This is a genomic window from Bradyrhizobium sp. NBAIM01 (genome assembly GCF_020194115.1).
Classification (GTDB): Bacteria; Pseudomonadota; Alphaproteobacteria; order Rhizobiales; family Xanthobacteraceae; genus Bradyrhizobium; species Bradyrhizobium yuanmingense.
The window spans coordinates 1-26709 of record NZ_JADYVU010000015.1; the positions used below are offsets into that span (position 1 = coordinate 1).

Annotated in this window: 25 protein-coding genes; 12 read left to right on the forward strand and 13 right to left on the reverse strand. The window is 65.2% G+C overall.

All coding sequences use genetic code 11. The features are described 5' to 3' along the window. The first annotated feature begins 114 nt into the window (after positions 1–114). The 5 genes from I6F31_RS30775 (at position 115) to I6F31_RS30795 (ending at position 7225) form a co-directional block, all read left to right on the forward strand. Positions 115–1371 carry an aspartate kinase gene (locus tag I6F31_RS30775; RefSeq protein ID WP_036014718.1) on the forward strand — a complete coding sequence of 419 codons (1257 nt, stop codon included), beginning with the start codon at positions 115–117 and terminating at the stop codon, positions 1369–1371. Between the two features lie 336 nt (positions 1372–1707). Then, positions 1708–3975, forward strand: coding sequence for a phosphoenolpyruvate--protein phosphotransferase (gene ptsP / locus I6F31_RS30780; RefSeq protein WP_036014720.1), 2268 nt, complete (start codon positions 1708–1710; stop codon positions 3973–3975). A gap of 59 nt (positions 3976–4034) precedes the next feature. Continuing rightward, positions 4035–5120: a peptide chain release factor 1 gene (gene prfA, locus I6F31_RS30785; RefSeq protein WP_225113766.1), complete on the forward strand. Its 1086-nt coding sequence runs from the start codon at positions 4035–4037 to the stop codon at positions 5118–5120. A gap of 3 nt (positions 5121–5123) precedes the next feature. Then, positions 5124–6005, forward strand: a complete 882-nt coding sequence (gene prmC / locus I6F31_RS30790; RefSeq protein ID WP_225172729.1) for a peptide chain release factor N(5)-glutamine methyltransferase — start codon at positions 5124–5126, stop codon at positions 6003–6005. Positions 6006–6466: 461 nt separating this feature from the next. Beyond that, positions 6467–7225, forward strand: coding sequence for a DUF4167 domain-containing protein (locus I6F31_RS30795; protein WP_036042629.1), 759 nt, complete (start codon positions 6467–6469; stop codon positions 7223–7225). A 110-nt stretch (positions 7226–7335) separates the two neighbouring features. Here the strand turns inward: I6F31_RS30795 and I6F31_RS30800 are convergent, their stop codons facing one another. Continuing rightward, on the reverse strand, positions 7336–8082 hold the full coding sequence (locus tag I6F31_RS30800; RefSeq protein WP_036014737.1) for a methyltransferase domain-containing protein: 747 nt from the start codon (positions 8080–8082) through the stop codon (positions 7336–7338). 108 nt (positions 8083–8190) lie between these two features. On the opposite strand from I6F31_RS30800, the gene gloB reads away from it, so the two are divergent. Together gloB and I6F31_RS30810 are read left to right on the forward strand one after the other, a co-directional pair. Next, positions 8191–8958, forward strand: a complete 768-nt coding sequence (gene gloB / locus I6F31_RS30805; RefSeq protein WP_036042630.1) for a hydroxyacylglutathione hydrolase — start codon at positions 8191–8193, stop codon at positions 8956–8958. 37 nt (positions 8959–8995) lie between these two features. Beyond that, positions 8996–9418: a cupin domain-containing protein gene (locus tag I6F31_RS30810; protein ID WP_057030161.1), complete on the forward strand. Its 423-nt coding sequence runs from the start codon at positions 8996–8998 to the stop codon at positions 9416–9418. An 11-nt stretch (positions 9419–9429) separates the two neighbouring features. On the opposite strand, the gene I6F31_RS30815 is transcribed toward I6F31_RS30810, so the two are convergent. The 3 genes from I6F31_RS30815 to I6F31_RS30825 form a co-directional block, all read right to left on the reverse strand. Then, a complete protein-coding gene (locus tag I6F31_RS30815) occupies positions 9430–10299 on the reverse strand; it encodes an EamA family transporter (protein WP_057030162.1) in 870 nt (289 codons plus the stop codon). Positions 10300–10441: 142 nt separating this feature from the next. Beyond that, positions 10442–11167, reverse strand: a complete 726-nt coding sequence (gene phbB / locus I6F31_RS30820; RefSeq protein WP_225145419.1) for an acetoacetyl-CoA reductase — start codon at positions 11165–11167, stop codon at positions 10442–10444. 243 nt (positions 11168–11410) lie between these two features. Further along, the gene (locus tag I6F31_RS30825; RefSeq protein ID WP_036026194.1) at positions 11411–12589 is read right to left on the reverse strand and encodes an acetyl-CoA C-acetyltransferase; all 1179 of its coding nucleotides are present in this window, start codon (positions 12587–12589) and stop codon (positions 11411–11413) included. A gap of 311 nt (positions 12590–12900) precedes the next feature. Here I6F31_RS30825 and phaR point away from each other — a divergent pair, with 311 nt between their 5' ends. After that, positions 12901–13491, forward strand: a complete 591-nt coding sequence (gene phaR / locus I6F31_RS30830; RefSeq protein WP_036014750.1) for a polyhydroxyalkanoate synthesis repressor PhaR — start codon at positions 12901–12903, stop codon at positions 13489–13491. A 137-nt stretch (positions 13492–13628) separates the two neighbouring features. After that, complete coding sequence (locus I6F31_RS30835; RefSeq protein ID WP_225145421.1) at positions 13629–14150, forward strand: class I SAM-dependent methyltransferase; 522 nt, start codon at positions 13629–13631, stop codon at positions 14148–14150. A gap of 104 nt (positions 14151–14254) precedes the next feature. Here I6F31_RS30835 and I6F31_RS30840 read toward each other — a convergent pair whose 3' ends face one another. Continuing rightward, entirely contained in the window at positions 14255–15142 is an 888-nt protein-coding gene (locus I6F31_RS30840) for a branched-chain amino acid aminotransferase (RefSeq protein WP_225186598.1), read from the reverse strand. A gap of 220 nt (positions 15143–15362) precedes the next feature. Between I6F31_RS30840 and I6F31_RS30845 the strand changes: the two genes are divergently transcribed. After that, complete coding sequence (locus I6F31_RS30845; protein ID WP_225129840.1) at positions 15363–16298, forward strand: alpha/beta hydrolase; 936 nt, start codon at positions 15363–15365, stop codon at positions 16296–16298. A 9-nt stretch (positions 16299–16307) separates the two neighbouring features. Here I6F31_RS30845 and I6F31_RS30850 read toward each other — a convergent pair whose 3' ends face one another. Continuing rightward, a complete protein-coding gene (locus tag I6F31_RS30850) occupies positions 16308–16556 on the reverse strand; it encodes a hypothetical protein (protein ID WP_036026186.1) in 249 nt (82 codons plus the stop codon). A 210-nt stretch (positions 16557–16766) separates the two neighbouring features. Between I6F31_RS30850 and I6F31_RS30855 the strand changes: the two genes are divergently transcribed. Then, positions 16767–17639 (forward strand): hypothetical protein, encoded by an 873-nt coding sequence (locus I6F31_RS30855; protein ID WP_225186630.1) that lies wholly within the window; start codon positions 16767–16769, stop codon positions 17637–17639. Here the strand turns inward: I6F31_RS30855 and I6F31_RS30860 are convergent. The 3 genes from I6F31_RS30860 to I6F31_RS30870 all read right to left on the reverse strand — a co-directional run bounded on the left by I6F31_RS30860 (position 17636) and on the right by I6F31_RS30870 (position 19977). Further along, positions 17636–18196 carry a carboxymuconolactone decarboxylase family protein gene (locus tag I6F31_RS30860; protein WP_036014759.1) on the reverse strand — a complete coding sequence of 187 codons (561 nt, stop codon included), beginning with the start codon at positions 18194–18196 and terminating at the stop codon, positions 17636–17638. The two genes, I6F31_RS30855 and I6F31_RS30860, sit on opposite strands and share 4 nt — an antisense overlap. A gap of 108 nt (positions 18197–18304) precedes the next feature. Beyond that, positions 18305–19468: a PLP-dependent cysteine synthase family protein gene (locus I6F31_RS30865; protein ID WP_225186599.1), complete on the reverse strand. Its 1164-nt coding sequence runs from the start codon at positions 19466–19468 to the stop codon at positions 18305–18307. A gap of 44 nt (positions 19469–19512) precedes the next feature. Further along, positions 19513–19977, reverse strand: a complete 465-nt coding sequence (locus tag I6F31_RS30870; protein ID WP_225186600.1) for an Lrp/AsnC family transcriptional regulator — start codon at positions 19975–19977, stop codon at positions 19513–19515. 158 nt (positions 19978–20135) lie between these two features. Here I6F31_RS30870 and I6F31_RS30875 point away from each other — a divergent pair, with 158 nt between their 5' ends. Next, on the forward strand, positions 20136–21152 hold the full coding sequence (locus I6F31_RS30875; protein WP_225148657.1) for a 1-aminocyclopropane-1-carboxylate deaminase: 1017 nt from the start codon (positions 20136–20138) through the stop codon (positions 21150–21152). Positions 21153–21355: 203 nt separating this feature from the next. Here I6F31_RS30875 and recQ read toward each other — a convergent pair whose 3' ends face one another. The 4 genes from recQ to I6F31_RS30895 all read right to left on the reverse strand — a co-directional run bounded on the left by recQ (position 21356) and on the right by I6F31_RS30895 (position 26625). Then, positions 21356–23221, reverse strand: a complete 1866-nt coding sequence (gene recQ / locus I6F31_RS30880; RefSeq protein ID WP_225148656.1) for a DNA helicase RecQ — start codon at positions 23219–23221, stop codon at positions 21356–21358. Positions 23222–23462: 241 nt separating this feature from the next. Further along, positions 23463–24206: a polysaccharide deacetylase family protein gene (locus I6F31_RS30885; protein ID WP_345944129.1), complete on the reverse strand. Its 744-nt coding sequence runs from the start codon at positions 24204–24206 to the stop codon at positions 23463–23465. Between the two features lie 106 nt (positions 24207–24312). Next, positions 24313–25311: a homoserine O-succinyltransferase gene (locus I6F31_RS30890; protein WP_225148654.1), complete on the reverse strand. Its 999-nt coding sequence runs from the start codon at positions 25309–25311 to the stop codon at positions 24313–24315. A gap of 12 nt (positions 25312–25323) precedes the next feature. After that, entirely contained in the window at positions 25324–26625 is a 1302-nt protein-coding gene (locus I6F31_RS30895; RefSeq protein WP_225186601.1) for an O-acetylhomoserine aminocarboxypropyltransferase/cysteine synthase family protein, read from the reverse strand. Positions 26626–26709: the final 84 nt, after the last annotated feature.

The following is a 26709-nucleotide window of genomic DNA, read 5'->3' on the forward strand; positions in this document are numbered from 1 at the left end:
GGAACCCGCTTGCCCCCGGCCCCGCCGCTCTGTATACGCGCGGTCGGTGTCCCCGAGGCACCCGTCCAGTGCGGGCCACCATACTGATCCTTATGAAGGAATGCACGCGTCGTCATGAGCCGCCTCGTGATGAAATTCGGCGGCACGTCCGTCGCCAACATCGAACGTATCCGCAACGTCGCACGCCATGTGAAGCGTGAGGTCGATGCCGGCCACGAAGTGGCCGTGGTCGTCTCGGCGATGGCCGGCAAGACCAACGAGTTGGTCGCCTGGTGCACCGAGGCCTCGCCGATGCACGACGCGCGCGAATATGACGCCGTGGTCGCCTCGGGCGAACAGGTGACGTCCGGCCTTCTTGCCATCGTGCTCCAGGGCATGGGCATCCAAGCCCGCTCGTGGCAGGGCTGGCAGATCCCGATCAAGACCAGCGACGCCCATGCCTCGGCCCGGATCGAGGACATCGACGGCAGCGAGATCATCAAGCGCTTCAAGGACCGAAAGGAGGTCGCGGTCATCGCCGGCTTCCAGGGCATCAACCCCGAGACGGGTCGCATCACCACGCTCGGCCGTGGCGGCTCCGACACCTCGGCCGTGGCGATCGCCGCCGCCGTCAAGGCCGACCGCTGCGACATCTACACCGACGTCGACGGCGTCTACACCACCGACCCGCGAATCGTGCCGAAGGCCAAGAGGCTCGACAAGATCGCATTCGAAGACATGCTGGAACTGGCCTCGCAGGGCGCCAAGGTGCTCCAGGTCCGCTCGGTGGAACTCGGCATGGTCCACAACATGCCGATCTTCGTCCGCTCGAGCTTCGATAAGCCCGAGGATATCGACCCGCATGCCAACCAGCCGCCCGGCACGCTGATCTGCAGCGAGGAGGAGATCATGGAAAGCCACGTCGTCACCGGTATCGCCTTCTCCAAGGACGAGGCTCAGATCTCGGTGCGCCAGATCGAGGACAAGCCCGGCGTTGCGGCCTCGATCTTCGGCCCGCTGGCTGATGCCAATATCAACGTCGACATGATCGTGCAGAATGTGTCCGAGGACGGCAAGACCACCGACCTCACCTTCACCGTGCCGGCCGCCGACTTCACCCGCGCCAAGGATACGATTACCGCAGCCAAGGCCAAGATCGGCTATGCGCGGCTCGATACCGCCACCGATGTCGCCAAGATCTCGGTGATCGGCAGCGGCATGCGCAGCCATGCCGGCGTCGCCGCCCAGGCGTTCTCGGCGCTCGCCGGGCGGAACATCAACATTCGGGCCATTACAACCTCCGAGATCAAATTTTCGGTCTTGATCGATACCGCCTATACCGAGCTTGCGGTGCGCACCTTGCATACGCTCTACGGTCTCGATCAGACCTGACGGTCTTTCCGGAAAACCGCTTCGCACTTTTCCGGACAGTGCCAAAAGGCTAATTTTCTCTTAGCAGTCGCAGCAAACGCGAAGGTGTACACACCTTCGCGTTTGGCAGGCGTTTTGCTTGGCAAAACAAGCCTCAATTCGCTATACGGCGGACAGGGTGGGCTGCCGCAGACTGTGTCCCAGTTCAGGCGGCGCTGATTCGGTACGAGCACTCAATCTCCCGTGGATTTGGGCTTGTGCCTGCGCCGGACAAACAATTTGATTGTTTTTCTGGAATTTTGGTCCAGCCGCCGGCCGATATCGCCGGGCCCGGCCGATGGAGGAGATTGACGGTTCATGCGGAGCGCGTCGGGAGGTCCCCGCGTCTTGTTGAGACGGCTCCGCGAGACCATGGCGGAGCAGGTCTCGGCCCAGGAGCGGCTGGACAAGATCGTGGTGCTGATCGCCGCCAACATGGTGGCCGAGGTGTGCTCGGTCTATGTGCTGCGCATCGACAATACGCTCGAGCTCTACGCCACCGAAGGTCTCAACCGCGAGGCGGTGCACCACACCGTGCTCAGCGCCCATGAGGGCCTGGTCGGCCTCGTCGCCAGCGAGGCGACGCCGCTCAATTTGAGCGACGCGCAGAGCCACCCGGCGTTCTCGTTCCGGCCCGAGACCGGCGAAGAAATCTACCATTCCTTCCTCGGCGTGCCGATCCTGCGCGCCGGCAACACGCTCGGCGTGCTGGTGGTGCAGAATCGCGCCAAGCGCAATTATGTCGAGGAGGAGCTCGAGGCGCTCCAGACCACCGCGATGGTGCTGGCCGAGCTGATCGCCTCCGGCGAACTCTCCGCCCTGGCGCAGCCGGGCCAGGAGCCGGCGGCGCGCCATTCGGCGCAGAAAGTCGGTGCCATCCTGTCGGAGGGCATCGCGCTCGGCCATGTCGTGCTGCACGAGCCGCGCGTCGTCATCAAGGACTACATCGCCGAAGACCTGCCGAAGGAGATCAAGCGGCTCGATACTGCGCTCGCCAAGCTGCGTGCCGATCTCGACCGCATGCTGGAGCGCGGCGACGTCGCCGAAGGCGGCGAGCACCGTGAGGTGCTTGAAGCCTATCGCATGTTCGCCAACGACCAGGGCTGGTCGCACAAGCTGCACGAGGCGGTCGCGACCGGCCTCACCGCGGAAGCCGCGGTCGAGCGCGTCCAGTCGGACACCCGCGCGCGCATGCTGCGCTCGACCGACCCCTATTTGCGCGACCGGCTGCACGATCTGGAAGACCTCGGCTACCGCCTGATGCGGCAGCTGGTCGGCCAGGATCATGCGCCCTCGCGCGAGCAGCTGCCCGACAACGCCATCGTCATCGCCCGCGCGATGGGCCCGGCGGCGCTGCTCGACTACGACCGCAAGCGCCTGCGCGGCATCGTGCTGGAGGAAGGCACCGCGAACTCGCACGTCTCGATCGTGGCGCGGGCGCTGGGCATCCCTGCGGTCGGCGAGGTGCCGAACGCGCCTGGAATCGCCGATCCCGGCGACGCCATCATCGTCGACGGCACCTCGGGCTCGATCTATGTGCGCCCGTCGCAGGAGATCGAGGCGGCCTTCGCCGAGCGCGTGCGCTTCCGCGCCCGCCGCCAGGCGCAGTACCTGGCGCTGCGCGACCGGCCCTGCGTCACCAGGGACGGCCAGAAGGTCGAGCTGATGATCAACGCAGGTCTTGCGATCGACCTGCCGCATATCGAGGACACCGGCAGTGCCGGCATCGGCCTGTTCCGCACCGAGCTGCAATTCATGGTCGGTCAGAGCCTGCCGCGCACCAGCGACCAGCTCGCGCTCTATCGCACCGTGCTCGATGCCGCCGGACCTAAGCCCGTCACCTTCCGCACGCTCGATATCGGCGGCGACAAGGCGCTGCCCTATATGGAAGCGGTGATCGAGGAAAACCCCGCGCTCGGCTGGCGCGCGATCCGGCTCGGGCTCGATCGTCCCGGCCTGTTGCGCGGCCAAATCCGCGCGCTGCTGCGCGCCGGCGGCGGCCGCGCGCTGCGCATCATGTTCCCGATGATCTCGGAGGTCGCCGAATTCGACTCGGCCAAGGCGCTGGTCGAGCGCGAGCTCACATACCTCCGCCAGCACGGCCACACGCTGCCTGAACGAATCGACATCGGCACCATGGTCGAGGTGCCCGCCCTGCTCTACCAGCTCGACGAGCTATTGAAGAAGGTCGATTTCATCTCGGTCGGCTCCAACGATCTGTTCCAGTTCCTGTTCGCGGTCGACCGCGGCAACGCCAAGGTCTCCGAGCGCTTCGACACCATGTCGGCGCCGATCATGCGCGCCTTGCGTGACATCGCGCGCAAGGCGCACGCGGCGCAGAAGTCGCTCTCGCTGTGCGGCGAGATGGCCTCCAAGCCGATCGGCGCACTGGCGCTGATTGCGCTGGGCTACCGCTCGCTCTCGCTCTCGGCGACCGCGCTCGGCCCGGTCAAGGCGATGGTGCTCGACCTCGACGCCAAGAAGGCCGAAGCGATGCTGGGCCCTCTGCTGGATGCGCCTGCGGGCAGCGTCTCGATCCGGCAGAAGCTGACGGAATTTGCCGAGGCCGAGGGCCTTGCGTTGTAGCGGGCCTGTCGCCAGCTTCCCGCCGCCCTCGCCTCCTTCCGCACTTTGAGACAGAACCGATGTCGTCACTTCCCGAAGCCAAACTGGACGTCCTGCTCGCGCATCACGCTTCGCTCGAGGCCGAATCGCTCGGACAGCTCGCCTCCGAGCGTTACGTGCAGATCACGCGCGAGCTCGCCGAGCTCACGCCCCTGATCGAGGCGGTGAAGTCCTATCGCGCCGCCGTCAAGGAGCTCGCCGACACCGACGCGTTGATCGCCGATGCCGCCACCGATGCCGAGATGCGCGGCATGGCGGAAGCCGAACGCGACGAGCTCGCGCCGAAAATCGAGGAACTGGTCCAGAAGATCCGCGTCGCGCTCCTGCCCAAGGACGCCATGGACGACCGCAACGTCATGCTGGAAATCCGCGCCGGCACCGGCGGCGACGAGGCTTCGCTGTTCGCCGGCGACCTGTTCCGGATGTACGAGCGCTTCGCCAGCTTGCAGGGCTGGAAGGTCGAGGTGATCTCCGCCAGTGAAGGCACCGTCGGCGGCTACAAGGAAATCATCGCCGAGATCCAGGGCCGCGGCGCATTCTCCAAGCTGAAATTCGAATCCGGCGTGCACCGCGTGCAGCGCGTGCCCGACACCGAGACGCAGGGGCGCATCCACACCTCCGCCGCGACGGTCGCCGTGCTGCCCGAGGTCGAGGACGTCGACGTGGACATCAAGAACGACGACCTGCGCATCGAAACCATGCGCGCAGGGGGCGCCGGTGGCCAGCACGTCAACAAGACGGAATCGGCGATCCGCATCACCCACATCCCGACCGGCATCGTGGTGATGATGCAGGACAGCCGCTCGCAGCACAAGAATCGCGCCTCCGCCATGAACATCCTGCGCTCGCGCATCTATGACGCCGAGCGGCAACGCGTCGAGGCGGCGCGCTCGGCCGAGCGCAAGGAGAAGGTCGGCTCCGGCGACCGCTCCGAGCGCATCCGCACCTACAATTTTCCGCAAGGACGCGTCACCGATCATCGCATCAACCTCACGCTCTACAAGCTGCCGCAGGTGATCGCGGGTGAAGCGCTCGGCGAACTGATCGACGCACTGACGACGGAGCACCAGGCCGCACAGCTCGCTGCGCAAGGCGCGGCGGCCTGAGGCGTGAGCAACCCCTTCACCGGACAATCCATCGAGAGCGCGCGGCGGGCGCTGGCTGCGCAACTGAGATCGGCACGGCTCGACGAAGCCGAGCTCGACGCGCGCATCCTGATCAGTGCGGCACTCGGCCTCGACCTCACCGGCCTGGTCACGCAGGCGGCCCGTCTCCTGACCGCGGCCGAAGCATCGCGGCTCACGCAACATGCACAGCGCCGCATCGCCGGCGAGCCGGTGTCGCGCATTCTCGGGACGCGCGAATTCTGGGGCTTGCCGTTCCGCCTGTCGGAAGCAACCCTGGTGCCGCGCCCCGATACCGAGACCGTGGTCGAGCTTGCGCTCGAGATTCTCCGGGAGCGGCAGGCATCTGACCCGCCGCGGATCGCCGACATCGGCACCGGATCGGGCGCGATCCTGCTCGCGCTGCTGCACGAAGTTCCGGATGCGTTCGGCGTCGGCACCGATCTCAGCCAGAACGCGCTCATGACCGCCAGGGACAATGCCGCGGCGCTGGGACTCGCCGACCGCGCCGCCTTCGTCGCCTGCTCCTACGCCGCGGCGCTCGGTGGCCCGTTCGACCTCATCGTGTCGAATCCGCCCTATATTCCCTCGGCTGAAATTCCGAAATTGAGCATCGAGGTGCGCGAGCACGACCCTCATCTGGCGCTCGACGGCGGCAATGACGGATACGACGCCTATCGCGCCCTGATCCCGCAAGCGAGCGAGCGGCTCGCCCCCGGCGGCGCCCTGGTCGTCGAGGCCGGACAGGGCCAGGCCCAAAATATTGAAACCTTGATGAGGGCCGCCGCGTTATCGCTGGACAGGTCACCCAAGGCCGACTTGGCGGGCATTCCGCGGGCCGTTTCGGCCCGAAAAATGCCCCCATAAAAGCCGGATTGGCCTGCAAAAACCACTTGGAATATCCCGTGGGAACGACTACGTTCCGGTCAACACATCGGTGCCGGCCCCGTAGACCTACGGGCGAAAGCCGGGCTCTCGGGCGAGAGCTTTACTGATTGAAGGTTCCAAGCCGCAGGTCCTGTTGAGCGCGATGGCCCGTGGAGCTGCGCTGCTCTCTCCGACCGCAAGTGAACGAAAGCCTGATATTGCGCTTGAACACTTACGCAAGAAAGCTGGGCTTGTTTCGGCAGGCGAAATGAATGGGTTCGCTGGCAATAGATGCTGGCGGGTGGGGAACGCGTCTTTGTTGAACGCGACGGTCGACGAACATCGGCAGGGTTGGATCCGCTTTTGCGCGGTGCGCGCAAGACATGTGAGCCACTGTCACCAGGTCACTCCTAGCAATCAGTAATGCGTGCAACCTTTAGGGCTGGAATTAAAGGCAGGACATGAGAAACGGTCAGAACAAGCAGCGGATGCGCAACCGCAACAACAATAACAACAACAACCGGCGCGGCCAGAACCCGATGACCCGGGTCTACGAATCCAACGGACCCGACATCAAGATTCGCGGCACTGCTTCGCACATCGCCGAAAAGTATCTCCAGCTTGCACGTGACGCGCGCTCCTCCGGCGATCCCGTTGCAGCCGAGAACTACTACCAGCACGCCGAGCATTATTTCCGCCTGATCGCGGCGGCTCAGGAGCAGTTCCGTCAGAACCAGCAGCCGCGCGGCGATGAGCCCATCGCCAGCAGCGACGAGGGCGAGGACGACGGTGAGAATTTCTCGGCCTTCGGCCAGGAGCCCGGCTTCGTCCCGCAGCCCCAGCCGCAGCCCTTCATGCGCGACCGCGACGGCCAACGCGATCATCACCAGCGTGATCACCAGCCGCGCGACAACCAGCCGCCCTATCAGCGCGACAATCAGCAGCCGCGCGAGCACCGCGAACGCGATCACCGTCCGCAGCCGCAATATCAGCCGCAACCCGCCAACCAGCCGCAGCCTGTCATCGCCGATGGCGGCGTCGACCGCCTACCCTCCTTCATCACCGGCGCGCAGCCGCAGGTGAACGGCAATCAGGGCGGCTTCGAGGGCGGCGGTGGCGGCGAGCGCTATCCGCGTCGGCGGCGCCGGCCGCATGGCCCGCGCCCGGAGCGTGAAGCCGCTCCGGTTGCTTCCAGCGACGAAGTCGCCCCCGGCGAGTAAGCTCTTCTGACTTTCCGACTCGAATCGTCCCGGCCTCGCCGGGACGATTTGCTTTTGACGCTGTGCGTTGGCCGGACACAGACCCACCTCTCCGGAAGGGAGAGGTGAAGCTAACTGCGCGTCACCGTCGTCGAGGATGGCACCAGCACGGGCTTGGCGAGCGAGGGAATCAGCCGCGCCCGCTCGCGCTTGGCGGGGATCGCGCGGTAGACCTGCTTGGTCGCCTCCACGATGTGGACGCCGGCAAAGGGCAGTGACAGCGCGGCACCGGCACGTTCCCACATCTGGGCCGATTTCAACACCCAGCCGCCGGCGTAAGGCGGCATGAACAGCGCCTCGCCCCAGGCGGTCGGCGTGAACCAGGTCTGGCGCAACAGCTCGGTGATCTGCGAGCGCGAATAGGGCCGGCCATGGCCGAACGGCGTGCTGTCGGTGCGGGTCCACACCCCACGCCGGTTCGGGATCACGGCGATGACGCGCCCGGAGGGCGACAGCACGCGCCACACCTCGCGCAGCAACGCGGCCGGATCGTCCGACATCTCCAGCGCGTGCACCAGGAGAATGCGGTCGACCGCGGCGTCGGGAAGCGGCAGCGAGAACTCATCCACCAGCGACGCCAGCGCGGGCCGTCCCGTCGGCCATTTCAGGACACCCTGCGCCGCCGGCATGAAGGCGAGGCAGCGCTCGGCGTCCTCGCGGAACAATCCCAGATAGGGTGTGGGATAGCCGACGCCGAGCACGCGCTGGCCCTCGGCGCTGGGCCAGCGCTCCCTGATGCCGCGATTGATCATTTGCCGCGCCACGATGCCGAGGCGGCGGGAGTAGAACTCGCGAAGGTCGACGACGTCGATGGTCATGACCGCAATGTAACATGCGCGAGGGCGCCGCTGCGCGCGGAATATTGCATTGCCTGCGCAACGTTAACGCCATATTTCTCTGGCGGGGCTGAGCGCGATGGAGATGACATGGCCGCCGAAATTCGTACTTTCAACTGTTTAAACGACAATTTCGGTTATCTGATCCACGATGTGGAAACCAAAGCGACGGCCTCGATCGACGCGCCGGAGGCCGGCCCGATCCTCAAGGCCCTGGAGCGCGAGGGCTGGCAGCTCACCGACATCCTGATCACCCATCATCATGGCGATCATGTCGGCGGGGTCGCCGAGCTCAAGCAGAAATACAATTGCCGCGTCGTCGCGCCGCACGACAAGACCACGAAAATCGCCAACGTCGACCAACGCGTCGCCAATGCCGACGTGGTCAAGATCGGCAATCTGCTGGCGCGTGTCGTGGAGACGCCCGGCCACACGCTCGACCACATCTCCTACGTGTTCGACAATGAGAAGACGGTGTTCGCCGCCGACACGCTGTTCTCGATCGGCTGCGGCCGCGTGTTCGAGGGCACCTATCCGATGATGTGGGATTCCCTGCTGAAGCTGCGCGCCCTGCCCGACGACTTCAAGCTCTATTGCGGCCACGAATACACCGCGTCCAACGTCAAGTTCGCGCTCACCATCGAGCCGGACAACGCGGCGCTGCAGGCGCGCGCCGCGGAGGTGACAAAGCTGCGCGCCGAGAACAAGCCGACCATTCCCTCGCTGCTCGGCGAGGAGAAGCGCGCCAACGTGTTCCTGCGCGCCGATGAGCCGGCGGTCGCGGCCAAGCTGCATATGAAGGGCGCGGATCCCGCTGCGGTGTTCGGCGAACTGCGCGAGCGCAAGAATAAATCCTGACGCAAAAGTCCTGAAGCACACATCCCGACGAGGATCGATGCCGACCGCAGCCGAGATCATCGCACGCCTCGAGCTCCGCCCGCATCCGGAAGGCGGACATTATCGCGAGACGTTTCGCGACCAGAGCACGGACGCCAACGGGCGTTCGCGCTCGACGCTGATCTACTTCCTGCTCGCGCGCGGCGAGCGTTCGCACTGGCATCGCGTCGATGCGGTGGAGACGTGGCACTATTACGCCGGCAGCCCCTTGACGCTGCGCATCGCCCATGACGGCTGCTCGCAGCACGAGGTGCGGCTCGGCGCCGACCTCGGCGGCGGTGAGCGGCCGCAGGCGATCGTGCCTGCGCTGGCCTGGCAGATGGCGGAAACCACCGGCGAGTGGACGCTGGTCGGCTGCACCGTGGCGCCCGCATTCGAGTTCGCAGGCTTCGAGCTCGCGCCGTCCGGCTGGGAGCCGTAGCTCCGCTCCAATCATCGCTTCCGCAGCACCATGTCCTTGGCCGCGATCAGGCCGCCCCCGGCAATGAGGATCGCAGCAAGGGCGATGTTGGCGCTGGCCTTGGCGAAACCGGCAGCGATGAGGAATCCCGTCGAGAGCAATGGCGTCGCGTAGGAGGCGGCGCCGAGCACACGGATGTCGCCGCGCTTCATGCCGATGTCCCAGGCGTAGAACGCGGCACCGACCGGGCCGATGCCGAGTGCGATGACCGAGAGCCATTGCACCGTGGTCTCCGGCCAGACCGTGGCTTCAAGCAGGCCATGCATCAGCGCGGCCAATATTGCCGTGGCAAGACAGAAGCCCGCGACCGCATCGGTCGGCACCGCTTTCAACCGGCGCGACAGCACCGAATAGGTCGCCCAGACGAACGCCGCGATGAAGGCCGCGATGAGACCCGGCACAGCTCCAGGCGCAAAACCGCTGGTGTTGCCGGCGAACAGCAGCACCGTGCCGACGAGGCCGAGCACGGCGCCGATGATGTGGTGCGCCGCCAGCCGCTCGCCTGGCAGGAAGGACGAGAACAGCACGATCAAGAGCGGCCACAGGTAATTCAGAAGGCCGGCTTCGGCCGGCGGGGCGAAGCGCAGCGCGAGGAAATACAGCGCGTGATAGCCAAACAGGCCGCCGACGCCGACGATCCAGACGGCGAGCGGTTGCCGCAAGCTTCTCGCCGCCTCGCTCCGCCCGATCCAGGTGAGCAGGCCGACGACACCGCCGATCGCGAAGGTCATCGCAGCGAGCTGAAACGCCGGGATCTTTCCGGTCGCCACCGTCATCACCGACAGCAGCGACCACATCAGGATCGCGGTCAGACCGATCAGCGTGGCAGTGCGGGGAGTCATTGGCCCAATGTTTCCGTCATGGCGGGGCTTGTCCCGGCCATCCACGTTCTTCCGTGGCGACGGCTGTTGTAAGGCCGTGGATGCCCGGGACAAGCCCGGGCATGACGATGTGGACAATATCAGCCTGCGTGATGCGATCGCATCACACCATGTACTGGCCGCCGTTGACCGACAGCGTCGAGCCGGTGATGGCGCCGGCCTCATCCGCGGCGAGGAACACGACGGCACGCGCGATCTCTTCGGGCTCGCCGAGACGGCCGATCGGAATCAGCGGCAGGATCGCCTTCTCCAGCACGTCCTTCGGCACTGCCTGCACCATCTCGGTATTGATGTAGCCGGGACAGATCGCATTCACGGTGATGCCGCCCTTGGCGTTCTCCAGCGCCAGGGCCTTGGTGAAACCGATCTCGCCGGCTTTCGCTGCGGAGTAGTTGACCTGTCCGAACTGCCCCTTCTGGCCGTTGATCGAGGAAATGTTGATGATGCGACCGAACTTGCGCCCGCGCATGCCTTCGATCACCTGGCGCGTCATGTTGAACAGCGAGCCCAGATTGGTGTTGATGACGGCGTTCCACTGCTCAAGCGTCATCTTGTGGAAGGCACCGTCCCTGGTGATGCCGGCATTGTTGACCAGCACGTCGACCGGACCGACCTCGGCCTCGACCTTCTTCACGCCCTCGGCGCAGGCCTCGAAACTGCTGACGTCCCACTTGTAGACGGCGATGCCGGTCTCGGCCTTGAATTTCTCCGCGGCAGCGTCGTTGCCGGCATAGCTCGCCGCAACCTTGTAGCCGGCGGCCTTCAGCGCCTTGCTGATCGCAGCACCGATGCCCCGCGTACCACCCGTCACCAATGCAACACGTGCCATGTCGTATTCCTTCCCTCTTCCTTGGACGCTTCGGACTTTTCTGACGTGATCGCTTTTTAGCTACGGATTATGCGGTTGGTTTGACGGACATCAAGAACAAAACGCCCGGCATCGAGCCGGGCGTTTTTCTTTAGTCGAGGCTTGTCGGGTTGCGAAGAATATTTGATTTGCAACCGCTGCCTTTTTAGTCGCGTGCAACGCACGCGCTGACGTGTGCGGCGCACCCGTCAGCTGCGCGTAAGATCAGTCGCGCGCCACACACATGGCGATGCCCATGCCGCCGCCGATGCACAGCGTGGCCAAGCCCTTCTTCGAATCGCGCTTCTGCATTTCGTGCAGCAGCGTCACCAGCACGCGTGCGCCGGACGCGCCGACCGGATGGCCGATCGCGATCGCACCGCCGTTGACGTTGACCTTGGAGGTATCCCAGCCGAGGTCCTTGTTGACCGCGCAGGCCTGTGCCGCGAAGGCTTCGTTGGCCTCGATCAAATCGAGATCGCCGACGCTCCAGCCGGCCTTCTTCAGCGCGGCGCGCGAGGCCGGGATCGGGCCCGAGCCCATGATCTTCGGATCGACGCCGGCCTGCGCCCAGGACACGATCCGCGCCAGCGGCTTCTTGCCTTCCTTGGCGGCCTGCTTGGCGGTCATCAGCACCACGGCGGCAGCGCCGTCGTTGATGCCCGAGGCCGAGCCCGCGGTCACCGTGCCATCCTTCTCGAAGGCGGGCTTGAGCTTGGCCATCGCGTCGAGCGTGGCGCCATGGCGCGGATATTCGTCGGCGCTGACGACGACGTCGCCCTTGCGGGTCTTGATGGTGACGGGGACGATCTCGTCGTTGAACTTGCCGGCCTTCTGCGCCGCCTCGGCCTTCTGCTGCGAGGCCACGGCGAACTCGTCCTGCTGGGCACGGGTGATCTGCCATTGCCGCGCGACGTTCTCGGCGGTGTTGCCCATGTGGTAGCCGTTGAAGGCATCCCACAGGCCGTCCTTGATCATGGTGTCGACCAGCTCCAGGCCGCCCATCTTCACGCCGCCGCGCAGATGCTGGGCGTGCGGGGCCATGCTCATCGATTCCTGCCCGCCGGCGACCACGATCTCGGAATCGCCGTTGAGCAGCGCCTGGTAGCCGAGCGCAACCGTGCGCAGGCCCGAGCCGCACAGCTGATTGACGCCCCAAGCCGGGCTCTCCACCGGAATGCCGGCGCCGATCGACGCCTGGCGGGCCGGGTTCTGGCCTTGGGCGGCGGTCAGGATCTGACCCATGATCACTTCGGAGACCCGGCCGGGCTCGATGCCGGCGCGCTCCAGCGCGGCCTTGATGGCGACGGCGCCAAGGTCATGGGCGGGTAGGGTCGCGAACGCTCCGTTGAAGCTTCCGACCGGGGTGCGGGCGGCGCTGACGATGACGACATCGTCTGACATGGGCATCTCCTGGGGCTTGAGTTCTTGTGAAGGGGGCAGGCGGGCTGGAAAGCGAACGCCAGTCTCGTCAGCCATCCTGTTAACGTCGTTGAGGCATGTCAATCGGCGGGGCACCGAATTCATACCGCAGCGCATTCAAAATAGCGTTCTTGGCGTTTTCGCAAGCAGGATTTTGCTCTGCAATTAACCGTGCCGCACAAAACGGTAGCGTGAGCCCTTTGAAAATGCTTATTTTGTTGCGTTGCGTACTCTTCCCGCCCTGCGGCATTGCCCGACAGGTTCCCGTTCTCCGCGTTTGCAAGTGAGAGCCCATGGCGAAATCAGACCAACCCACCACAATCAAGAAATACGCGAACCGCCGGCTCTATAACACCGGAACGAGCACCTATGTGACGCTCGAAGACCTCGCCGCGATGGTCAAGGACGGCGAAGACTTCCTGGTCTATGACGCCAAGACCGGCGACGACATCACCCGCTCCGTGCTCGCCCAGATCATCTTCGAGCAGGAGAACAAGGCCGGCCAGAACCTGTTGCCGACCACCTTCCTTCGCCAGCTGATCCGCTTCTATGGCGACAGCATGCAGATGGTGGTGCCGAAATATCTGGAGCAGTCGATCGCAACCCTGACCCAGGAGCAGGAGAAGTTCCGCAAGCAGATCGCCAATACGCTGTCCGGCACTCCTTTTGCTCCGTTGGAAGAGCAAGTCCGCCGCAACATGGAGCTCTTCCAGCAGACCTTCTCGATGTTCAAGCCGTTCGCTGCGCCCCGTCCGGCGGCAAGCCCTGAGCCGGAGCCCGATGCGAATGCCGAGGCGCCGAAGGACAGCAACATCGACGAGCTGCGCCAGCAGATGAAGGAAATGCAGGAGCGCCTCGAGCGGATGTCGAAGAAGGACGAATAGTCTTTCGTTCGCGCCGGCCCCTGTACGCGGGAGGGCGAGCCACGTCTGACCGAAGCAACCATTGGGACCATGTCTACGCCACCAAGGGCGAGGCCGAGGTCAGCTGGTATCAGGATAGCCCCGCGATCTCGCTCGCGATGATTCGCGCAGCCGGCTCCGATCGCGACACGACCATCATCGATGTCGGCGGCGGCGCATCGCGCCTGGTCGATGCGCTGTTGCAGGACGGCTATCGCGACATCGCCGTGCTGGATCTTTCTGCCAATGCGCTCGCGGCGGCGAAGAAGCGCATCGGTCCGGCCGCTTCGACGGTCGACTGGATCGTTGCCGATGCCACGATGTGGCGTCCGACCAGGACCTACGATGTCTGGCACGATCGCGCAGCGTTTCACTTCCTGACTGACCCGCGCGACAGGGTCGCTTACGTGGAGCGCCTGCGGTCGGCGGTCAGACCTGGCGGCCACGTCATCATTGCGACGTTTGCACCCGATGGTCCCGAGAAATGCAGCGGCCTGCCGGTGCAGCGCCACGACAGCGCGAGCCTTGCGGCGGAGCTCGGGCCGGAATTTAAACTGGTCGAGACGCGCAGCGAGACGCACCACACGCCGTGGCATTCGACGCAGGCGTTTCAGTTCAGCCGGTTTCGGCGGCAGAAATAGTTCTCGTTATGGCCGGGCTTGACCCGGCCATCCACGTCTTGACGCGCGACGCGAAGAACGTGGATCCCCGGGACAAGCCCGGGCATGACGACAGAGACTCCGGATCAAGCCGCCATCTTCACGGCATGCGCAAAGTCCCAGTAGAGCTTGCGCGCCTTGGCGTAGAACGGGCCCGGCTTCAGCTCGCGCTCGTCGATGCGGATCACGGGCGCGACCTTGGCGAAATTGCCGGTCGAAAAGATCTCGTCGGCGGTCAGGAAATCGGCGTAGCGCAGCGTCTTCTCGACCACGGTGACGCCGTCGGCGCGAAGCAGGCTGATGACGCGCTGGCGCGTGATGCCGTTGAGGAAGGTGCCGTTCGGCACCGGCGTGAACACCACGCCATCCCTGGCCATGAACACGTTGGAATTGCCGAACTCGGCGACGTTGCCGAGCATGTCGAGCATCAGCGCGTTCTGGAAGCCGCGCGACGCAGCTTCGGCGAGTGCGCGCGAATTGTTCGGGTAGAGGCAGGCGGCCTTGGCTTCGACCGGCGCGCATTCGGCCGTCGGCCTACGAAACGGCGACAAGGTGATCGCGTTGCCGACGGGCTTTGGCATCGGCGCTTCGTAGATGCACAGGCACCAATTGGTGGTCTCGGGGTCGAACAGCACGCCGCCGCCGCTTCCGTTCTGCGCCCAGTACATCGGACGGATATAGAGCTCGGCATTTCCGGCAAAGCGCGCGATGCCTTCGTTCGCGAGCGTCAGCCAGGTGTCGGTATCGACCACCGGCTTCAGGCCGAAACTGAGCGCGGATTGATTGGCGCGGGCCACGTGACGATCGAGATCCGGTGCGACGCCCTCGAAAGCGCGAGCGCCGTCGAACACGATCGAGCCGAGCCAGGCCGCATGCGTGCGCGGCCCCATGATCGGCACGTTGCCCTCGTGCCATTTGCCCTCGAAGAAGGTCCAGCTCGGCGAGTAGTCGATGGGCTTCTTGATCTCGGCCATGACCGGCCTCCTTTTCGAACGATCCGGCACTATTGTCCCAATTTCTAAACGATTTGCTGCGAGGAAATGGTGAGTTACCCTCTCCCCTTGTGGGAGAGGGTGGCTCGCCGCGTAGCGGCGAGACGGGTGAGGGGTATCCATCCGCGAACTCACCTGCGGAGAAAACCCCTCATCCGGCGCTGCGCGCCACCTTCTCCCACAAGGGGAGAAGGAAGAATCCATGCCGCTCGATCCGCTCGCAAAGCGTTTGTTGACCATGATGGCTGCGGCTGCGCCGCGGGCGCGGAGCCGCCCGAGTGTGGAGGTGCGGCGGCAATCGCTGGCAAAGCTGATGCAGTTCGCCCGGGCCGAGGCGCCGGATGTGACGACCTCCGACGGCAGGCTGCCCGGTCCCGGCGGCGAGCTGCCCTATCGCCTCTACACGCCGGCAGGCACTGAAGCGCCCGCACCGGGCTTCGTGTTCTTTCATGGCGGCGGGCTCGTCGCCGGCAGCATTGCCACGCACGAGCGCATCGCCGCGGCGCTGGCGCATGCCACCGGCTGCCGCCTCGTGTCGGTCGATTACCGGCTCGCGCCGGAGCACAGATTCCCTGCCGCGGTCGACGACGCGATCGCGGCCACCGAATGGGTGGCGCGCGAGGCGGCATCGCTCGGCATCGACGCTGACCGCCTGGTGATCGGCGGCGATTCCGCCGGCGCCACACTCGCGGCGATCGTGTGCCAGAATGCGGCGCAGACCGCCGGCCTCTCCATCGCCGCGCAGTGCCTGATCTGCCCGGTGCTGGATTTCGAGGAAACCTCGCCTTCGCGCGAGGCCTTTGCCGAGGGCCATCTGATCGATCGCGCCACGATCGAAGCCGATCTTTCCGATTATCTGCCCGATGGCATCGATCCTGCCGATCCCCGCGTCTCTCCGTTGCGCGCGACGCGCCTCACGGGCCTGCCGACCGCGATCATCCACACCGCCGAGTACGACCCGATGCGTGACGAGGGCAATGCCTATGCCCGCAAGCTGCTCGCCGCGGGGGTCGCGGTCGAGCATGTCTGCCACGATGGCATGGTTCACAATTTCCACGCCATGGGCGCAATCCTGCCGCAGGCACAGCTCGTGCTGTCGCAAATCGGCGAACAGGTGCGGCGCGCGGTGAAGACCTGACAGCGTCAATCATACGCGCGCGCCGATCACCGCGCGCGCCGCCGCGACATATTCCGGCCAGTGCGCTTCCGCATAATGCTCCGCCTGCCATGCGCAGGTGCTGTCGGGCGCATGCGCCGCCGCAATCGTGCGCGCGAAACGTTCCTCCGCAACCGTCGCCTTGCCGGGCTCGGCTGTGGGTGCAGCAGCCACCGCAGCACCGGGAGTAACGGCAAGCCCCGCCAGACCGGTGAGCAGGATGCGGCGTGACGTGTTCATGGCTGTCTCCTCCATTCTTCGGCCTGCACTGTGGCGGGCGAGTGTGTCAGTGCGATCACGCCAGGGTAACCGCGCACATCCGCGCCGTCCATCGCTTGCGGATAGCGCTTGACCAAGCGCGCGATCACGTTCCATCTAACAACGGTTCCACCCTCAAATCGACACGCGTCGGATCGTCACGTGCCTCTTCGCAGCCAATCCCGTCGTGCGTTGCGCGCTGCCGCGGCGGGACTGCTGTGTCTGGCGGTCCCGGCAGGCGGTGCCCTCGCCGCCGACGATGAGGAGGACGAGCCCGCAAAGCCGATCGTCCCGAACATCTATCTCGATCTCCGCACCATCTATGCGACGATCCCCGCAGGCACGCTCGCGCTCGGCTTCGGCAACACCTCGCTGTCAGCCGCATTCCAAGCCCTGGCGGCGCAACGAGGCACGTCGCTGCGGAATGGACTGCCGGCCGCGAAATCGATTGCGATCGACCTGCCGCTGACCGTCGACGTCAGCGACCGCGTTTCGCTCTACGGCGGCGTATCCGGCACGACGACGGATATCGGCGGCGGCTGGTCGTCCTTCGACATCACGAGCTGGAACATCGGCGTGCAGGCCGATCTCTACCAGCAGAATGGCGGGAAGATCCCGACCATCACGGTGCAATCGACCCTGACGCAGTCGGTGCCCAACGAGCAGGGCATGACGAATTCCTTCAACAACATCGTGGAATTCGACTACGCGGTCGACGAGGACGAGACACGGGGCTGGCTCGCCGGCCTGCAATACACCACCGTCACCATCGCCAGCCCGTTCGCCACGATCCGGCCGAACACGATCCTCTATGCCGGCGGCTACTATCAATGGCCGAGCAACTGGAAGTTCACCGGGCGCCTCGGCATGCAGTCGTTCGGCGGCGCGCAGCTCGCGGGCCGGACGCTCGCGGAATCCTTCACCCAGCCGGTCATGCGGCTCGACCTCGATCGCATGGACGACAACGACAACCGCCTGTTCGGCATCACCGCGCAGATCGCCTGGATGCCGAAGCCGTCCTATCAGGTCACGTTGCGCACACCGCTATACGCCGTGCGCAACTAGTCAGGCACCGGCACGTCGAAGGTGTTGAGCGTGACCGAGACCATGCAGTAGACGCCGACGAGATAGGACAGCTCGGCCGCGCCGTGCTCGCCGAATTCCTTCACCGCCGCACGCCAAGTCAGCTCCGGCAGCACGCCGCCGCTGACCAGTGCCGAAGCCATGTCGTAGGCGACGGCTTCCTGCTTGGTGAGGTCCACCGGCCGCTGGCCGGCAACGATGGTCGCGAGCTTCTCGTCGGAGAGGCCACGCTGCTCGGCCACCAGCACATGAGCGTAGAGCTCGTAACCGGAGCGGAAATGCGAGCCGGTGACGAGGATCGCGACCTCGCGTACGGCCGCGGGCAGCAGCGGGTTCGACGCAATCGCCTTGACCAGCTCCCACACCGGCTTGCCGAAGCGCGGCTCGCGGATCCAGGGATTCCAGGGCCCGAGCAGCGCGCCGTCCTCGCGCATGTTCACAAAACCCTTGAAGTGGTCCTTCATGCCGGCCCGCATGTCGTCATAGAGCGGCTTCTGTTCGTCGGTTAGCTCTTTCGGATCGAGAATGGGAAGGCGCACGGTAGGGTCTCCTCGTTGAGAAGACGCAACCGTCACCTGCATGCCTGCGCAAGGCAAGTGAAGTTGCCGTGACGACCGTGCGATTTCGCAAATGCCAGGCAGATCTCGCTATGACGCCGTGGGGTTTTGCAGGCTTTGAGGATTGACCACGTCGTCGACGTCCAGCGCCAGTGGCTCACCTGTGGCGAGGAACGACGACAGCGCCGCCTCGAACGGCGCCGGATCGAGGCCGCGCGCGGCGAGCCAAGCGGGCTCGTAATAGGTCTGCCGGTAGCGCTCGCCGGAATCGCAGATCAGCGTCACCAACGATCCCGTGACGCTCGCCTGGCGCATCTCCGAGGCGAGCCGGCACAGCGCCAGGAAGTTGGTGCCGGTGGAGCCGCCGACCGCACGGCGCAGCCGTCGCGACAGCACGTTCATCGCCGCGACCGTTGCCGCATCCGGGATCTTCATCATGCGATCGACCACGCCGGGCACGAAGGACGGCTCGCAGCGGGGGCGACCGACGCCCTCGATCAGCGACGGGCGGTCGCAAACACCGGAGCGGTCCAGCGTGCGGAAGCAATCGAAGAACGCGGAATGCTCGACATCGGCGACGCACAGCCGGGTCGGATATTGCCGATACCGCAGATAACGTCCGATGGTGGCCGACGTGCCGCCGGTGCCGGCGCCCATCACGATCCAGTCCGGAATCGGCCGCGGCTCGCCCTGCAACTGCGTGAAGATGGACTCGGCGATGTTGTTGTTGCCGCGCCAGTCGGTGGCCCGCTCGGCGAAGGTGAACTGATCCATGTAGTGGCCGTCCAGCCGGGCGGCGAGTGCCGCGGCTTCCGCATAGAGCGCGCGGCCGTCGTCGATCAAATGGCAATTGCCGCCATAATGCTCGATCGCGGCGATCTTCTCCGCCGAGGTCGTGCGCGGCATCACGGCGTAGAAGGGCACGCCGATCATCTCAGCGAAATAGGCCTCCGACACCGCGGTTGATCCCGACGAGGCCTCGACCACGGGCGTGCCTTCGCGGATGTGGCCGTTGCAGAGCGCATAGAGGAACAGCGAGCGCGCGAGGCGATGCTTCAGGCTGCCGGTCGGATGCGTGGACTCATCCTTCAGATAGATGTCGATGCCCGATAGCGCCGGCACGATCAGCCGGATCAGATGCGTGTCGGCGGTGCGGCACTGGTCGGCCTCGATGGCGGCCACGGCCTCGTCGACCCAGCCGCGCCGATAGGCCGGCCCGGCCGGATTGTGCTGGCGGAAGGGGAATGTCTGCATCGGGCGAATCTCTCATGATGCGGATAGCGCATCAATAGCTGCGCCTAAAATTCCAGCGGCGCGTTGTCGACGACTTCCTTCATCACGAAGAAGGTCCGGGTCTGGCGCACGCCGGGGAGCGCGATCAGCTGCTCGCCGTGGATGCGGTTGAAATCCTCCATGTCGCCGACGCGGATCTTGAGGAAGTAATCGAAATCGCCGGCGACGAGATGGCAGTCGAGCACGAATTTCAGCTTTGCAACGGCCTGCTCGAAGGTGGCAAAGCTTTCCGGCGTCGAGCGGTCGAGCACGACCCCGACCATCACCAGCGTGCCCTTTGCCACCTTCTTCGGCGCAACCATGGCGCGGAAATTGGCGATGAAGCCGTCCTCGAACAGGCGCTGGGTGCGACGATGGCAGGTGGCGGGGCTGATCGCGACCGTTTCGGCCAGCTCGGCGTTGCTGAGCCGACCGTTATTCTGAAGCAATCTCAAGATCTTGAGGTCGGTGCGGTCGAGCCGGGCAGCCATGAAAGAAACTTCCGAAAATAGGTGCTGTTCTGGAAGGAATGTTAGCAATTATCACGACTTTCGCAAGAAGCCGTGCAACATGGCCGCAATATTCGAGAGCACATTTTCCCGACGTGATGCTAGGGAGCCGCCAACACCAACGCCAATCGAGATGACCCATGAAGCTGGACAAATTTCCGCGCTATCCTTTGACCTTCGGCCCGACGCCCATCGAGAAGCTGGAGCGGCTCTCAAAACATCTCGGCGGCCATGTCGAGGTCTATGCCAAGCGCGAGGACTGCAATTCCGGCCTTGCCTATGGCGGCAACAAGCTGCGCAAGCTCGAATACATCATCCCCGATGCGATCGCCTCCAACGCTGATACGCTGGTCTCGATCGGCGGCGTGCAATCGAACCACACACGCATGATCGCGGCGGTCGCGGCCAAGCTCGGCATGAAATGCCGCCTGGTGCAGGAAGCCTGGGTGCCGCACGAGGACGCGGTGTATGACCGTGTCGGCAACATCATGCTCTCGCGCATCATGGGCGCCGACGTGCGCCTGGTCGACGACGGCTTCGATATCGGCATCCGCAAGAGCTGGGAGCAGGCGATCGAGGAAGTGAAGGCGGCGGGCGGCAAGCCTTACGCCATTCCCGCCGGTGCCTCCGTGCATAAGTTTGGCGGCCTCGGCTATGTCGGCTTTGCCGAGGAGGTGCGCAAGCAGGAAGCCGAGCTCGGCTTCAAGTTCGACTACATCGTCGTCTGCACCGTCACCGGCTCCACCCATGCCGGCATGCTGGTCGGGTTTGCGGCGGACGGCCGTGCGCGAAAAGTCATCGGTATTGATGCGTCGTTCACGCCGGCACAGACCAAGGCCCAGGTGCTCGAGATCGCGCAGAACACGGCAAAGCTCGTCGAGCTCGGCAAGGACCTCGTCACTGACGACGTCGTGCTGATCGAGGACTACGCCTATCCCGCCTATGGTGTGCCATCGGAGGAGACCAAGGAGGCGATCCGCCTCACCGCGCGCCTCGAAGGCATGATCACCGACCCCGTCTATGAGGGCAAGTCGATGCAGGGCCTGATCGATCTCGCCCAGAAGGGCTATTTCGAGAAGGGCGCGAAGATCCTCTACGCCCATCTCGGCGGCGCGCCGGCGCTGAACGGGTATGCGTATGCGTTCAGGAATGGGTGAGTGAGAGCGTAGCGCACTCGCACGTCATACACTGCTGTCGTCCCGGGGCGCGACGAAGTCGCGAGCCCGGGACCCATACGCCACAGCAATCGTTTTGCGAGGACTGGCAGTTGCCAGCCTGCCGTCATCACACCGGCCTGTGGTTATGGATCCCGGATCTGCGCTTCGCTTGTCCGGGATGACAGGGGAGTTTTTGGCTCGCCCTACCTCGTCCTCACGATCTGCAGCAGCTCGTCGCCGTAGTGCTCGAGCTTCTTGTCGCCGATCCCCGGCACGTTGCGCAGCTCGTCCAGCGTGGTCGGCCAGGCCCGGACGATGCCGTCGATGGTGGCATCGTGCAACACCACATAGGCCGGCACGCCGCGTTCGCGCGCGACCTCTGACCGCCAGGCGCGCAGGCGCGCGCGCAATTCGGGATCGACGTCGCCTTGCGGCGCGCTCGCCGCGGGCGCGAGGTCACCGCGGCGTGACGTGGCCCGGCTGGCGCGAACCCGCGTGCCGGGCGCCTCCTCGCGCAGCCAGACCTCGGTCTCGCCGCGCAGCACGCCGCGCGAAGACTCCGTCAGCTTGAGCGCGCCGTAGGCTTCGCTGTCGCTGCGCAAATGGCCCGTCGCCACCAATTGCCGCAGCACCGTGCGCCACTGCTTCTCGTTGAGCTCGCGGCCAATGCCGAACACCGACAGCTTGTCGTGACCGAACTGTGTGACCTTCTCGGTCAGGCGTCCGACCAGCACGTCGATCAAATGCATGGCGCCGAAACGCTGCCCGGTGCGATAGACGCAGGACAGCAGCTTCTGCGCCAGCACCTTGCCGTCGCGCATCTTCGGCGGCGTCAGGCAATTGTCGCAATTGCCGCAGCTCTCGCCCATCACGATCTCGCCGAAATAGGCGAGCAGGCGCCGGCGTCGGCAATGCGGCGTCTCGGCGAGGCCGACCAGCGCGTCGAGCTTGCCGATCGAGACCCGCTTGAAATCCTCCGATCCGGCCGATTCGTCGATCATGCGGCGCTGCTGCACGATGTCGGAGAGGCCGTAGGTCATCCACGCCGCCGACGGCTTGCCGTCACGACCGGCGCGTCCGGTCTCCTGGTAATAGGCCTCGATGCTCTTGGGCAGGTCGAGATGGGCGACGAAGCGCACGTCGGGCTTGTCGATGCCCATGCCGAAGGCGATGGTCGCGACGATGACGATGCCGTCCTCGTTGAGGAAGCGATCCTGGTTGCGCGAGCGCACCGCCCCGTCGAGCCCGGCGTGGTAGGGCAGCGCCGCAATGCCGGCCTCGGCAAGCGCTGCGGCGACCTCCTCGACGCGGTTGCGCGACAGGCAATAGACCACGCCGGCATCGCCCATGTGGCGCTCGCGGATGAATTCCTTCAGCTGCGACACCGCATTGCGCTTGTCGACGATCTCATAGCGGATGTTGGGCCGGTCGAAGCTGGAGACGAACTGCGGCGCGCCCGTCAGCTGCAGCCGCTCGACGATCTCCTTGCGCGTCAGCTCGTCGGCGGTCGCGGTCAGCGCGATGCGCGGCACGTCGGGAAAGCGCTCGGCGATGACGGAAAGGCCGACATATTCGGGCCGGAAATCGTGGCCCCATTGCGAGACGCAATGCGCCTCGTCGATCGCGAACAGCGCCACTTTCGCCTGCGCCAGCAGCGATAGGCAGCGCGGCGTGACCAGCCGTTCCGGCGCGACATAGAGCAGATCGAGATCGCCGGCGAGCAGGCGGCGTTCGATGTCGGAGGCCTCCTGCGGCGTCAGCGACGAGTTCAGCGCGGCGGCATTGACACCGGCCTCGATCAGGCCGGCGACCTGGTCGCGCATCAAGGCGATCAACGGCGAGACCACGATGCCGCAGCCTTCGCGCAGCAAGGATGGAAGCTGATAGCACAGCGACTTGCCGCCGCCGGTCGGCATCAAGACCAGGCAATTGCCGCCGTCCGTGACGTGGCGGACGATCTCGCCCTGCGCGCCGCGAAATCCCGGCAGGCCGAACACCGAATGCAGCACCGACAGCGCATCGCCGCCGTTGGCCGGCGCAGGCAGTGGGGCGTTGGAGGGAGCGGACATGGGCGGAGCAGATCAGGCCGTGGGATTCGTCACAAGGCCAGTCGCATGCTGGTGTGGCTGTGGCAAGACTGTTTGGAGGCGAGGCACGACTCTTCCCTCTCCCCTTGTGGGAGAGGGTGCCTCGCGAAGCGAGGTGGGTGAGGGGTTCTATCCGCGAACGCAGATATGAGCTTGTGGAGACATACCCCTCATCCGGCGCTTCGCGCCACCTTCTCCCACAAGGGGAGAAGGGAAGAAGAGGCTACGCCCCGATCCGTCGGAGCGCTTCTGCGACCGTCACGATCGGCATGTTGCGCTTGGCGGCGGCTTCAAGCGCATGACGCATCAGATGCGGCGTGCAGCCATAGGGGCTCGGCCTGTCGCTGACGTCGTGGCCGTAGAAGATCAGCCAGCCGCCGCTCGCGACCGCCTCGTCGAAATAGCGATCGACGCCCGCCTCGTCGATCTCGCAATCGACCAAGGGGGAGGCGCGCAGGAATTGGAGGTCGATGACGCCGCTGTTGACGCCGGGAAGAATGCCGCGCGCGGAACGGAAGGCCTTTGTCAGCTGCGGCTTGCGCCACACCGAGGCGATGCCATAGGGATAGGCGAAATTCTCCAGCGTGATCGAGCCATCGATGCCGCGGAGATGGCTGCGGTTTCGTTCGATCTCGCGCTCCATGGCGGCTTCGTCGAGCGTCGCCGAGCTCTGATGCGAGAAGGTGTGGCAGGCGATCTCGTGCCCGGCGCGGTGAAGCCGGACGATCGCATCATCCGAGAGGCCGTGCCAATGCTCCGACGGCCGACCGATCAGGCTGCCGGCGAGGTAATAGGTGCCGCGGCCGCCATGCCGCTCCAGTAGCTCGGCGCCCTCGCCCGCGGCGCTATCGGGGGCATCGTCGAACGTGAAGCTCACCATCGCCGCATGCGCGGCCAGCCGGTGCGGCGCGGCGCGGAAATGCCGGGCCAACCGATTGCTCACGCGTCCCTGGAGTGCCGACCACACGACTGCGTTTCCTGTGATGCCTTCTTGCTCTACTGAAACATTCGTGCGCAGGTCGAGGCAAGCCTAACGCCCGGGTAATCCTAACGCCGAACCAAGAGCGCTTCGGCTAGCGCACCGACATCGACGCGTCGGCGTCCGCGCCGAGATAACGCAGCCAATTGCGGAAGAGCACCGCCGCCGCGTCGCCAGCGCCGATATCGGCGCGCAGGTTCAGCGCGGGCAGCTCGTTGCTGAGCGCCGGATGGCGCTGGTGCGCCGCCTTCTTCTCGAACCGAGCCAGCTTCTCTTCAGTCGCTGCGTCAAAATAACTCACCGGCAGGCGCGGATAGGTCTCCCGCTCCCGCGCGAGATAGCGGCCGATGTCACGCAGATATTCGCGCTGCAGCGACAGCGCGTCATATTCGGGGTGACCCTGGAAGAACACGAAGCGGCTGGCATATTGGCGAACGAAGACGTCGACGCCAGCCTCCTGTGAGCGTGTCAGCACCTGATAACCGGCGTGCACGAGGTCGCTCTCGGCGATCTCGTTCAAACGTGAATGCGACACCTTGAGCGGTGCGGGCGCAGAGCGGGTCAGCAAATCGTCCGTCACGACGCCGCAATCGAAAATGCCGTGACATTTGGCCGGCAGCCGCCGCCGTTCAATATTGTCGAGATGCAGCACCGCGGCATGCGCGGCAAGGCACGACCAGATCGTCGAACGCGTGTTGGTCTTGGCCCAGTCGATCAGGTTCGTGAGGTCGCGCCAGTACGGCTCCCCGTCGAGCTCGGGCGCGATCGGCTCTGCGCCCGTCACGATCAGCCCATCGAACTTGCCGCGCTCGAGATCGGAAAGGTTGGAATACTCGCTCTCGACATGCCATTTCGCTTCCGGCGACCGCTTCACGCTGGGAAGCGAGAAGCAGTGGAAGCGGATACGGCGCGAGCTCGCCGCGGCCAGAAGCAGCTTCATGAACTGCCGCTCGGTCGCCTTCAACGCGGCATCCGGCATGTTGTTGACGAGGCCGATGGTGAGTTCGGCGCCGGCATCGCGCGCGAGATCGTGCGCGGCCGGCACCAGCGTCGGGCCCGCGATGACCTGATCCTTGTCGATCAAGATCGTCATGGCCGGCGCCGCCTACTCCGCAGCCTCGCGGCGCGCCGACGGGCAGGCCTTTTCCAGCGCCTGGTCGATGTCCTCGATGATATCAGAGACATGCTCGATGCCGATCGACAGACGGATCGTCTCCGGCAGCACGCCGGCGGCGCGCTGCTGCTCCGCCGACATCTGGCGATGGGTGGTCGATGCCGGATGGCAGGCGAGCGACTTGGCATCGCCGATATTGACGAGGCGCGTGATCAGCTTCAGCGCATCGTAAAACGCCTTGCCGGCCTCCATGCCGCCCTTGATGCCGAAGGTGAATAGCGAGGAGGCGTTGCCGTTCAGGTACTTCTGCACGAGGGGATAATAGGGGCTGGCCGGGAAGCCGGTGTAATTGACCCAGGCCACGCGCGGATCGCCGCGCAGGAATTCGGCGACCTTGCGGGCGTTCTCGACATGGCGCTCCATGCGCAGCGCCACGGTCTCGATGCCCTGAAGCAGCAGGAAGGCGTTGAACGGCGACAGCACCGAGCCCATGGTGCGCTGATAGACGCAGCGCGCGCGCTCGATATAGGCGGTCTTGCCGAAGCGCTCGGCATAGACCAGGCCGTGATAGGAGACGTCGGGCTTGTTGTAGGCCGGGAAGCGATCGGCGTGCTCGGCCCAGGGAAAGTTTCCGGAATCGACGATGGCGCCGCCGAGCGTGGTGCCGTGACCGCCCAAGAACTTGGTCAGCGAATGCACTGCGATATCGGCCCCATAGTCGAACGGCTTGAACAGGATCGGGGTGGCGACGGTGTTGTCGACGATCAGCGGCACGCCATGCGCGTGCGCGACCTTCGCCAGCGCCTCGATGTCGCAGACATTGCCGGCGGGATTGCCGATGGTCTCGGCGAACACGGCGCGGGTGTTCTCGTCGATCAGCTTCTCGACGGCCTCTGGCTTGTCGCTCTCGGCGAAACGGCCGATGATGCCCTGGCGCGGCAGGATGTGGGAGAGCAACGTATGCGTGGTGCCGTAGAGCTGCGGCACGGAGACGATGTTGCCGCCGTGATCGGCGACGTTGACGAAGGCGAAATGCAGCGCTGCCTGCCCGGTCGCGACCGCGAGCGCGCCGACGCCGCCTTCGAGCTGGGCGATGCGTTTCTCCAGCACTGCGCTGGTCGGATTGGCGATGCGGCTGTAACGAAAACCTTCGGTCTCCAGATTGAACAAGGCGGCGCCATGATCTGCGCTGTCGAAGGCGTAGGCCGCGGTCTGGTAGATCGGCACGGCCACTGCGTGCGTGGTGGCTTCAGGCTCGTAGCCGGCGTGAATAGCGATCGTCTCGTTGCGCATCGTGCCACCTCCGCGTGGAGCGGGCCGCACTTATTGGCCTAGAATGAGGCATGTGCGTTGTCCGCCGCTTCTCTGTTAGAGGCG